At 70.5% G+C, this 10,932-nt stretch carries 9 protein-coding genes; 8 read left to right on the plus strand and 1 reads right to left on the minus strand.

Going from position 1 to position 10,932, the window contains the following annotated elements:
• The first annotated feature begins 82 nt into the window (after positions 1–82).
• On the plus strand, positions 83–2,704 hold the full coding sequence (locus OG906_RS22515) for a valine--tRNA ligase (RefSeq protein WP_329445281.1): 2,622 nt from the start codon (positions 83–85) through the stop codon (positions 2,702–2,704).
• Between the two features lie 265 nt (positions 2,705–2,969).
• Entirely contained in the window at positions 2,970–4,118 is a 1,149-nt protein-coding gene (locus OG906_RS22520; protein WP_329445283.1) for a sensor histidine kinase, read from the plus strand.
• A gap of 56 nt (positions 4,119–4,174) precedes the next feature.
• Here OG906_RS22520 and OG906_RS22525 read toward each other — a convergent pair whose 3' ends face one another.
• A complete protein-coding gene (locus OG906_RS22525) occupies positions 4,175–5,224 on the minus strand; it encodes a rod shape-determining protein (protein ID WP_329445285.1) in 1,050 nt (349 codons plus the stop codon).
• Between the two features lie 117 nt (positions 5,225–5,341).
• Between OG906_RS22525 and folC the strand changes: the two genes are divergently transcribed.
• The 6 genes from folC (at position 5,342) to mreD (ending at position 10,932) form a co-directional block, all read left to right on the plus strand.
• The gene (gene folC / locus OG906_RS22530) at positions 5,342–6,880 is read left to right on the plus strand and encodes a bifunctional tetrahydrofolate synthase/dihydrofolate synthase (protein WP_385642343.1); all 1,539 of its coding nucleotides are present in this window, start codon (positions 5,342–5,344) and stop codon (positions 6,878–6,880) included.
• Between the two features lie 4 nt (positions 6,881–6,884).
• Complete coding sequence (locus tag OG906_RS22535; RefSeq protein ID WP_267798788.1) at positions 6,885–7,238, plus strand: DUF4233 domain-containing protein; 354 nt, start codon at positions 6,885–6,887, stop codon at positions 7,236–7,238.
• Between the two features lie 109 nt (positions 7,239–7,347).
• Positions 7,348–7,758, plus strand: coding sequence for a nucleoside-diphosphate kinase (gene ndk / locus OG906_RS22540; protein WP_053674942.1), 411 nt, complete (start codon positions 7,348–7,350; stop codon positions 7,756–7,758).
• 329 nt (positions 7,759–8,087) lie between these two features.
• Positions 8,088–9,107: a rod shape-determining protein gene (locus OG906_RS22545; protein ID WP_008738981.1), complete on the plus strand. Its 1,020-nt coding sequence runs from the start codon at positions 8,088–8,090 to the stop codon at positions 9,105–9,107.
• Positions 9,108–9,281: 174 nt separating this feature from the next.
• A complete protein-coding gene (mreC, locus tag OG906_RS22550; protein WP_053674944.1) occupies positions 9,282–10,223 on the plus strand; it encodes a rod shape-determining protein MreC in 942 nt (313 codons plus the stop codon).
• 13 nt (positions 10,224–10,236) lie between these two features.
• Positions 10,237–10,932: a rod shape-determining protein MreD gene (gene mreD / locus OG906_RS22555; protein WP_329445288.1), complete on the plus strand. Its 696-nt coding sequence runs from the start codon at positions 10,237–10,239 to the stop codon at positions 10,930–10,932.

Consider the following 10,932-nt stretch of genomic DNA (forward strand, 5'->3'; position numbering starts at 1 on the left):
GTCGGACGGGAGCGGCCCGGGCGCGGGCCGGGAGACGGAATGGATTCGTGACTGGGGCGGCGGCGCCCGTATCCTGTGACCCGTGACCGAGAACACGCAGACACCCAGCGCCCCCACCTCCGAACTGCCGACCCAGTACGCGCCGGCCGAGGTAGAGGGAGAGCTCTACGAGCGCTGGGTGGAGCGCGGTTACTTCACCGCCGATCCGGCGAGCGAGAAGCCCCCGTACACCATCGTCATCCCGCCGCCGAACGTCACCGGCTCGCTCCACCTGGGACACGCCTTCCAGCACACGCTCATGGACGCCCTCACCCGCCGCAAGCGGATGCAGGGTTACGAGGCGCTGTGGCTGCCGGGCATGGACCACGCCGGCATCGCCACCCAGAACAAGGTCGAGCAGCAGCTCGCCGAGGAGGGCAAGTCCCGCCACGACCTGGGCCGCGAGGAGTTCATCGAGCGCGTCTGGCAGTGGAAGGAAGAGTACGGCGGCAAGATCCTCGGCCAGATGCGTCGCCTCGGCGACGGCGTCGACTGGTCGCGTGAGCGCTTCACCATGGACGAGGGCCTGTCCAAGGCCGTCCAGACCATCTTCAAGAAGCTCTACGACGACGGACTGATCTACCGGGCCGAGCGCATCATCAACTGGTGCCCCCGCTGTCTGACCGCCATCTCCGACATCGAGGTGGAGTACCAGGACGACGCGGGCGAGCTGGTCTCGATCCGCTACGGCGAGGGCGAGGACAGCCTCGTCGTCGCGACGACCCGCGCCGAGACGATGCTCGGTGACACCGCCGTCGCCGTCCACCCCGACGACGAGCGGTACAAGCACCTCGTCGGCACCCGGATCAAGCTTCCGCTGACCGACCGGACCATCCCGATCGTCGCCGACACGCACGTCGACCCGGAGTTCGGCACCGGCGCCGTCAAGGTGACGCCCGCGCACGACCCGAACGACTTCGCGATCGGGCAGCGCCACGACCTCGAATCCATGACGATCATGGACGAGCGGGGCGTCATCACCGTCCACGGCCCCTTCCAGGGCCTGGACCGCTTCGAGGCCCGTTCGGCCGTCGTCGGCGCACTGCGCGAGCAGGGCCGCATCGTCGCCGAGAAGCGCCCGTACCAGCACTCCGTCGGGCACTGCTCGCGCTGTAGCACCACCGTCGAGCCGCGCCTGTCGCTCCAGTGGTGGGTCGGCGTCAAGCCGCTCGCCACCGCCGCGGGCGACGCGGTCCGTGACGGCCGGGTCACGATCCACCCGCGCGAGATGGAGAAGCGCTACTTCGACTGGGTCGACAACCTCAACGACTGGTGCATCTCGCGCCAGCTGTGGTGGGGCCACCGGATCCCGATCTGGTACGGCCCGGAGGGTGAGATCGTCTGCGTCGGACCGGACGACGAGATCCCGACCGGCGAGGGCTGGACGCAGGACACCGACGTCCTCGACACGTGGTTCTCCTCCGGCCTGTGGCCGTTCTCCACGCTCGGCTGGCCGGAGAAGACCCCGGACCTGGAGAAGTTCTACTCCACCGACGTCCTGGTCACCGGCCACGACATCATCTTCTTCTGGGTCGCCCGGATGATGATGTTCGGTCTGTACGCCATGGACGGCGAGGTCCCCTTCAAGACGATCGCGCTGACCGGCCTGGTCCGGGACGAGCGCGGCAAGAAGATGTCGAAGTCCTTCGGCAACGTCGTCGACCCGCTGGACTGGATGGACAAGTACGGCTCCGACGCCGTCCGCTTCACCCTCGCCAAGGGCGCCAACCCCGGCACCGACGTCCCGATCGGCGAGGACTGGGTCCAGGCGTCCCGGAACTTCGCCAACAAGATCTGGAACGCGACCCGCTTCGCGCTGATGAACGGCGCCACCGTCGAGGGCGAGCTGCCGGCCCCCGAGCAGATGTCGGCGACCGACCGCTGGATCCTGTCGCGGCTGAACAAGACCGTCGAGCAGGTGGACGCGTACTACGAGGACTTCCAGTTCTCGAAGCTCAGCGAGGCCCTCTACCACTTCGCGTGGGACGAGGTCTTCGACTGGTACGTCGAGCTGTCGAAGACGACGTTCTTCGCGGGCGGCGAGGGCGCGAAGGTCTCCGGCCGCGTCCTCGGCGAGGTCCTCGACGTCACGCTGCGCCTGCTGCACCCGGTGGTCCCCTTCGTCACCGAGACCCTGTGGACCACGCTCACCGGCGGCGAGTCCCTCGTCATCGCCGACTGGCCCAAGGACAGCGGCTTCCGCGACGAGGCCGCCGAGCGGGAGATCGAGAACCTCCAGGCCGTCGTCACCGAGGTCCGCCGCTTCCGCGCCGACCAGGGCCTGCAGCCGGGCCAGAAGGTCCCGGCCCGCCTGGACCTGGCCGGTACCGCGCTGGCCGCGCACGAGGGTGCGATCCGGCAGCTGCTGCGCCTCCAGCCGGAGGGCGAGGAGTTCAGCGCCACCGCGACCCTGCCGGTCGGCGGCGCCACCGTCGCGCTCGACCTGTCGGGCACCATCGACGTGGCCGCCGAGCGCAAGCGGCTGTCGAAGGACCTGGCCGCCGCGGAGAAGGAGAAGCAGCAGGCGGAGGGCAAGCTCGGCAACGAGGCCTTCCTGGCCAAGGCCCCCGACAACGTCGTGGACAAGATCAAGGGCCGGCTCGCCAAGGCCGAGTCGGACATCACGCGGATCCAGGCCCAGCTGGATACGCTGCCGCCCGCGTAGCGGCCGGCCGGCAGGGCACGGGCGAAGGCCCCCACACCGTCGGGCGGCGTGGGGGCCTTCGCCGTACACCGCCCCGCCGCCCATGTCTTTCGCCGCCCGTGCCTTCGCCGCCCGTGCCGCGCCGCATGCCGTCCCGTCGACGGTCGTACGGCGCACGGGATGGGGCCGTCCGGCCCTGTCGAAAACCATCCCGAGTGCCACAAATCACTTCTTATGCCCGGTCATCTCATTCGATCGGGGCCGCTCACCACGGATGATGGGGGACATGCACGCCAAGCCCGTCGTCTCGGCGCTCCGCCAAGCCGCGGCCACCGGCCGCCGACTCGGCGAGGGCTGGGCCGGGTCCCCGCGGGCCATGGACGTCCTGACCGCCCTGAGCTGCCTCGCGCTGATGGCGCTGGACCTGCCGGGCCTGGCCGCCGCCGACAACTCGCTCAACGGCTGGATGGCCGCCGCCGTCCTCACCGCGGGCTGCGCGAGTCTGCTGGTGCGGCGCCGGATGCCCTGGCTCGCGTACCTCACGGCCCTGCTGTTCGTCGGATGGCTGCACGAGCTGACGCTGATCCAGTTCGCCCTGTACTCCGTCGGCCGCTACCGGGGCCGGCGGGCCGGGATCCTGGCCACCCTCGGGTACGTGGCCTTCGCGCTCGCGGTGTTCTGCGTGCCGGGATGGCCCGAGCCGCGGGCGCAGAGCCTCAGTGCCTTCCTCAGCCTGGTCGTGCCGATCGGGGTGCTCGCCTCGGCCGTCGGGATCGCCGCGTACCGGCACGACCTGGTGCGGGAGCTCGACGTCCGGCGGGCCGAGTCGGCCGTCCTGCAAGCCGTCCAGCAGGAGCGCACCTCCGTCGCCCGCGACGTGCACGACTTCGTCGGGCGGGAGCTGACCCTGCTGACCGTGCGCTCCGAGGTGCTGTCGTCGCGGGCGCGCGAGACGACGTACGCGAAGGACTTCGAGGAGCTGGCCGACACCGCGCGCCGCGCCCACCTGGTGCTGAACGAGATCATCGTGCAGCGCGGCGGACCCTCCGCGACGCCCGGCGTCGATGGCCTGGCGGCGCTGGCGCAGGAGAGCGGACGGGCCGGCTCGCCCGTCCGCCTGGTGATGGATCCCGAGGTGCACGAGGTGTCGCCGCTGCGCCAGGCCGCGGTCTACCGGGTGGTGCAGGAATGCCTCACCAACGCGGCCAAGCACGCCCGGGGCGAGACCATCGACGTGTCGATCGAGGCAGCCGGTCCGCACCTGCGGATCGCCGTCATCAACAGCCTCCCCGAACGCACCCCGACCCGCGCCCCCGTCTCGGCGGGCTCGGGCACGGCGAGCATGTCCGAACGCGTGCGCAGCCTGGGCGGAACCCTGAAGGCGAAGCGGACCGACGAGTCGTACGTGGTGATCGCCACGCTGCCGCGCGGCTAGGTCGTCTCCGTCGTCTCTGCCGGCGCTTTCGGATCGTGCCGGGCGCGGCCCCTCCGTCAGGCCTTGGCGGGGGACAGCAGGCCGTTCAGGGTGTCGAGGTCCTCGACGCACTTGCCCGACCCCAGTGCCACGCAGTCCAGCGGGGCGTCCGCGACGAACACCGGGATGCCGGTCGCGGAGGCCATGCGCAGGTCCAGGCCCGGAAGCAGGGCGCCGCCGCCGGTGAGGACGATGCCGTGCTCCATCACGTCGCCCGACAGTTCCGGCGGGCATTCCTCCAGGGTGCCGCGCACGGCGGCGATGATCGCCTCGACCGGTTCGTCGAGGGCGGCCCGGACGTCGACCGCGGTCAGTTCCAGGGTCTTCGGCATGCCCCCGACCTTCTCGCGGCCCCGCACGGTGAAGGCGCGGGTCTCCAGTTCGGGCCGGTCCGGGACCGGCCAGGCCGAGCCGATGGCGACCTTGACGTCCTCGGCGGTGCGCTCGCCGACGAGCAGCCCGTGCGCCTTGCGGACGTGGTCCGTGATCGCGGCGTCCAGTCGGTCCCCGCCGACCCGCAGCGAGCGGGAGGTGACGATGCCGCCGAGCGAGATGACGGCCACCTCGGTGGTTCCGCCGCCGATGTCGACCACCATGGAGCCGCGCGCCTCAGACACGGGCAGGCCGGCGCCGATCGCCGCCGCCATCGGTTCCTCGATCAGGTGCACGGTCCTGGCGCCGGCCCGGGTGGACGCGTGGACGATGGCCCGTCGTTCGACCGGGGTGACACCGGACGGCACGCAGACCACCATGCGGGTGCGCGGCCGGCGGCCCGGGACGGCCTTGCGGACGAAGTGCCGGATCATCTCCTCGGCGGCCTCGTAGTCGCAGATCACCCCGCCCTGGAGGGGGCGGATCGCGGTGATGGAACCGGGGGTGCGGCCGATGGTCTCCTTGGCCTCCGTTCCGACGGCCAGCGCGGTGGTCGTACCGGCCTTCACGGCCACCACGGACGGCTCATTGAGGACGATGCCGTGGCCCCGGGCGTAGACGAGCGTGTTCGCGGTCCCGAGGTCGATCCCTATGTCGCGGCTGGAATTCGTCTTGTTGCTGCTGGCCTGCGGCATTTGTTCCCCTATCTCCTGCCCGCAAGGCTTGCATAACGATCCGGTCGCTTTGATCGCCGAAGGTCCTGAAACGGCCGGGCCGAAAGTACTGCGGGTCCTCGTCCGTAGACTGGCCCCGTGAGTGAGCAGCAGCCCGAGAGCCATGGCCCCGACGAACCGGGCCGCCCCTTCGACGGGATCGACGCGTTCGACCAGATCATCGCGGAGGAGTCCGACCGCGACCCCGACCTGGCGGTGATCGAGGCCGGCAGTCGCACCCTGCGCGCACACGGCGGAGCACCGCTGGGCGACCAGGTGCCCGCCGTCCCCACCGACCCGGAGGTGGCCAAGGCGCTGCAGGAGGTGGAGCAGGAGCTGGCCGGCCGCTGGGGCGAGACGAAGCTGGAGCCGTCGGTCTCGCGGATCGCCGCGCTGATGGACGTACTCGGCGAGCCGCAGCGCGCGTACCCGTCCATCCACGTCACCGGCACCAACGGCAAGACCAGCACGGCCCGCATGATCGAGGCCCTGCTGAACGCCTTCGAGCTGCGCACCGGGCGCTACACCAGCCCGCACGTGCAGTCGGTCACCGAGCGGATCAGCCTGGACGGGGCGCCGATCACCCCGGAACGGTTCGTGGAGACCTACCACGACGTCAAGCCGTACGTGGAGATGGTCGACGCCGCCGAGGAGTACCGCCTGTCGTTCTTCGAGGTGCTCACCGGGATGGCCTACGCGGCCTTCGCGGACGCCCCCGTGGACGTGGCGGTCGTCGAGGTCGGCATGGGCGGCACCTGGGACGCCACCAACGTGATCGACGGCGTGGTCGCCGTGGTCACCCCGATCAGCCTCGACCACACCGACCGGCTCGGCTCCACCCCCGGCGAGATCGCGCAGGAGAAGGGCGGCGTGATCAAGCAGGACGCCACCGTCATCCTGGCGCAGCAGCCGGTCGACGCGGCGCAGGTGCTGCTGAAGAAGGCCGTCGAGGTCGACGCGACCGTGGCCCGCGAGGGCATGGAGTTCGGGGTCGTCTCCCGCGAGGTGGCGGTGGGCGGCCAGATGCTGACCCTGCGCGGCGTGGGCGGCGAGTACGACGGCATCTTCCTCCCGCTGTACGGGGCCCACATGGCGCACAACGCGGCCGTGGCGCTGGCGGCGGTCGAGGCCTTCTTCGGGGTCGGCGCGGAGCACGCGCGGGAGCTGGACACGGACACCGTGCGCAAGGCCTTCGCCTCGGTGACCTCGCCGGGCCGCATGGAGGTCGTCCGCCGCAGCCCCACCGTGGTCCTGGACGCGGCCCACAACCCGGCGGGGGCCCGGGTCACCGCCGAGGCCGTCACCGAGGCGTTCGGCTTCAGTCGGCTGATCGGCGTCATGGCCGCCAGCGAGGGCAAGGACGTCAGAGGCGTCCTGGAGGCCTTCGAGCCGATCTTCGCGGAGATCGTGGTCACGGAGAACTCCAGCCACCGGGCGATGTCGGCCGACGAACTGGCGGGCGTGGCGGTCGAGGTCTTCGGGGCCGACCGGGTGCAGGTGGAGCCGAGGCTGGACGACGCCCTGGAGGCGGCGATCACCCTGGCGGAGGAAGAGGCCGAATACGGCGGGGCCGGGGTCCTGGTGACCGGCTCGGTGATCACGGTGGGCGAGGCCCGCCTGCTGTTCAAGAGGGGCTGAGGGAATGCGCACGCTCTGCGCGAGCACGCTGATCGGCGAGTTCTTCGTGATCGGTTTCGCGGGCCTGGTGGCCATGAAGGACCCGGACCTGACCCAGGCCACCGTGTGGACGGTGTGCGGCGTCGCGATGCTGCTGTCGGTCCTGCTGTGCGGGATGTTGTCGCGGCCCGGCGCGGTGCAGCTCGGATGGGCCCTCCAGGTGGGCCTGATCCTCAGCGGTTTCGTGGTGCCGACGATGTTCTTCCTCGGGGCGGTCTTCGCCGGCCTGTGGTGGTGCTCCGTGCACTACGGGCGTCGCATCGACGACGTGAAGGCCCGTTGGGCCGCCGCCCATCCGGAGCACGAGGCACAGGCCTGAGGTCACGGCCGCGTCACCCCTGGGCGGCGGGCACCCGGCGGGGGCGGCCCGGCTCCGGCGCACCTGTAGATTCGTCCCACCGCACCCGTTTGCCGCAAGGAGTTACCACATGACCCAGCGCACCCTCGTCCTGCTCAAGCCCGACGCCGTCCGTCGTGGCCTGATCGGCGAGATCATCGGCCGCATCGAGCGGAAGGCCGGCTGGACCATTCCCGCGCTGGAGCTGCGCACGCTCGACCAGGAGACCCTGGAGGCGCACTACGGCGAGCACAAGGGCAAGCCGTTCTACGAGCCCCTCATGGGCTTCATGTCCGGCGGCCCGGTCGTCGCCCTCGTGGTCGAGGGCGAGCGCGTGATCGAGGGCGTTCGCGGCCTCGCCGGCCCGACCGACCCGATCGCCGCGGCACCCGGCTCGATCCGCGGCGACTTCGGGTCCATCACCCGGGAGAACCTGATCCACGCCTCGGATTCCGAGGAGTCCGCGGAGCGCGAGCTGAAGCTGTTCTTCCCCGCGCTCTGAGGCCGTTCCCCCATCAAGCGGAACGCTGTCACCGCAGTCTCTTCTGACGCGAGATCAGCCGAATAGCGCTCACGACCTGGGGCGACCGACGTAATTCCGGTCGCCCTTCGGTATTACCGGCGCCGACGGGGAACGCATGTGCAGGACACGACGTCACCACTAAGGGGGCGGGTATCCGTTCCGGCGGGATTGCCGGAGTCCCGTCGCGCGATGTCCGTACTTGCGGCACTACGATGGGGCCTCCACCCACACACCCACCTCGCCGACCTGACAGCAGCCGCTATCAACTGGAAGGCCAGACGCTCCTCATGGGGAACAAGGGGAACACTATGTCGTTCATCGGCCGTGACATGGCGATCGACCTCGGGACCGCCAACACGCTGGTGTACGTGAGGGGCCGGGGGATCGTCCTGAACGAGCCGTCCGTGGTCGCCATCAACACGAACACCGGTGGCATCCTGGCGGTCGGCTCCGAGGCGAAGAAGATGATCGGGCGGACGCCCGGCAACATCGTCGCCGTCAGGCCCCTCAAGGACGGCGTGATCGCCGACTTCGAGATCACCGAGCGCATGCTCCGGTACTTCATCCTCAAGATCCACAAGCGCCGTTACCTGGCGCGTCCGCGCGTGGTGGTCTGCGTGCCCTCCGGCATCACCGGAGTGGAGCGCCGCGCCGTCATCGAGGCGTCCACGCAGGCCGGCGCCCGCCAGGTACACATCATCGAAGAGCCCATGGCCGCCGCCATCGGCTCGGGCCTGCCCGTCCACGAGGCCACCGGCAACATGGTCGTGGACATCGGCGGCGGCACCACCGAGGTCGCCGTCATCTCCCTCGGCGGAATCGTCACGGCACAGTCCATCCGGGTGGCCGGTGACGAGCTGGACAACGCGATCATCCAGCACATCAAGAAGGAGTACTCGCTCCTCCTCGGTGAGCGCACCGCCGAACAGATCAAGATCACCATCGGTTCGGCGTACGACCTCGACAAGGACGAACACACCGAGATTCGCGGCAGGGACCTGGTGTCCGGGCTGCCGAAGACGGTCGTGATCTCCGCCGCCGAGGTCCGCAAGGCCATCGAGGAGCCGGTCAACGCCATCGTCGACGCGGTCAAGACGACGCTCGACAAGTGCCCGCCGGAACTCTCCGGCGACATCATGGACCGCGGCATCGTCCTGACCGGCGGCGGCGCGCTGCTGCGCGGCCTGGACGAGCGACTGCGCCGTGAGACCGGCATGCCGATCCACATCGCGGAGGATCCGCTCGACTCGGTCGCGCTCGGCTCCGGCAAGTGCGTGGAGGAGTTCGAAGCACTCCAGCAGGTCCTGGACGCCCAGCCCCGGCGGTGATCGACTCCCCGTCCACGGGGCACGCGGAACACAAGGATCCGCCGTACGGGTGCTAGCGCGCCGGTGCGGCGGATCGTTGATATACAGGCAACAGTCCGGTGCGATCACAGCTGCACGTCTCACCGGAGCGGCTCTGCCGCACGGGTATCTACGAGGAAGGCACGGCCGCCGCACGTGAGGGACACACGAGAGAGCCGGCTGCTCCTGGTGCTTCTGATCGCCATCGCGTTCGCATTGATCACGGTGGACATCAGAGCGGGCGAGGAGTCACCGGTCGACGGTGCCCGACAGGCCGCCGCAGCGGTCTTCGGCCCCGTCGAAAAGGGCGTGGCGACGGCGGTGGATCCGGTCGCCCACGCCATAGGAGCCGTTCGCGACTCCGGCGAGCGCCACAACCGGATCGCGACGCTGGAACGCGAGAACACCGCGCTCAAGGCCAAGCTCGGCAGTGACGACCAGAACCGCAGCCGCGTCCGCGAGCTCGACGAGATGCTCAAGCGGGCCGGCGCGGGCCAGTACGGCATCAAGGGCGCCGAGGTCATCGCGATAGGAGCGGCCCAGGGCTTCTCCTGGACCGTCACCATCGACGCCGGCAGCAAGGACGGCATCGAGCGCGACATGACCGTCCTCAACGGGGAGGGTCTCGTCGGCCGGGTCTCCACCGTCGGCCCCGACACCGCCACCGTGGTCCTCGCCAACGACCCCGACTTCACCGTCGGCACCCGACTGGAGAAGACCGGCGAACTCGGCTTCGCCACCGGCCAGGGCGACCGCGCCCTGTCCGTGCAGATGCTCAACGGCAAGGCCAAGATCAACGCCGGCGACCGGCTCGTCACCTTCGGCTCGCGCGGCAACAAGCCGTTCGTGCCCGGCGTGCCGATCGGCGAGGTGGTCAAGGTGGACCCCTCCCGCGGAGACCTCACCCGTACCGTCTGGGTGCGCCCGTTCGTAGGCTTCTCGCGCCTGGACATCGTCGGCGTCGTCGTGATGCCGCCGCGCGAGGACCCGCGCGACGCGGTCCTCCCGCCGAAGCCCGCCGCACCCAAGCCCACCCCGACGGTCACCGTCACGGTCACCCCGTCCGCCAGTGTGCCCGGCAAGCCGGACGACGAGTAGGAGCTGACCGTCCATGCGTTTCAACCGGATCCTGCTCTCGGCCACGCTCGTCGTGGTCGCCCTGGTCCTCCAGGTCGCCGTTCTCGGCCGGCTCCAACTGCCCGGCGCGGTACCCGACCTGGTCCTCCTCACCGTCGTCGCCCTCGCCCTGGTGTACGGCCACCTCGGCGGAGCCGTCATCGGCTTCGGCGCCGGCCTGCTCGCCGACCTGGCGCCGCCCGCCGACCACGCCGCCGGACGGTACGCGCTCGTGCTGTGCCTCATCGGCTACCTCGTCGGCCTGGCCCGCCCCGACAACGGGCGGTTCCGTTCCGCCTGGGGGCCGATGCTGACCGTCGTCGCCGCCGCGATCGGCTCCACCCTGCTGTACGCGGGCGTCGGCGCCCTCGTCGGGGACACCGCCGCCCGCCACGTCGGCCTGGCCGGCCTGCTGTTCACGGCGACCCTCTACGACCTGCTGCTCGCACCCTTCACGGTGCCGTTCATCATGGCCCTCGCCCGGCGCGCCGAGAACGACCCGATGGCCGTCGAGGCCGGCGGCGGCCCGCCCCAGGGCAAGGACGTGTCCTCCGGCTGGCTGGCCGGCGGCACGGGGCTGCGCATCGGCAGCCAGCGCGGTGGACTGCGCCTGAAGACCGCACGCGGACGCGCCAACCGGGCCGGCCGCATAAAGGGCGTCAAGGGTGTGAAGAGCGTCAAGAAACTGTGA

Origin of the sequence: Streptomyces sp. NBC_01426, assembly GCF_036231985.1 — a bacterium.
Lineage (GTDB): Bacteria > Actinomycetota > Actinomycetes > Streptomycetales > Streptomycetaceae > Streptomyces.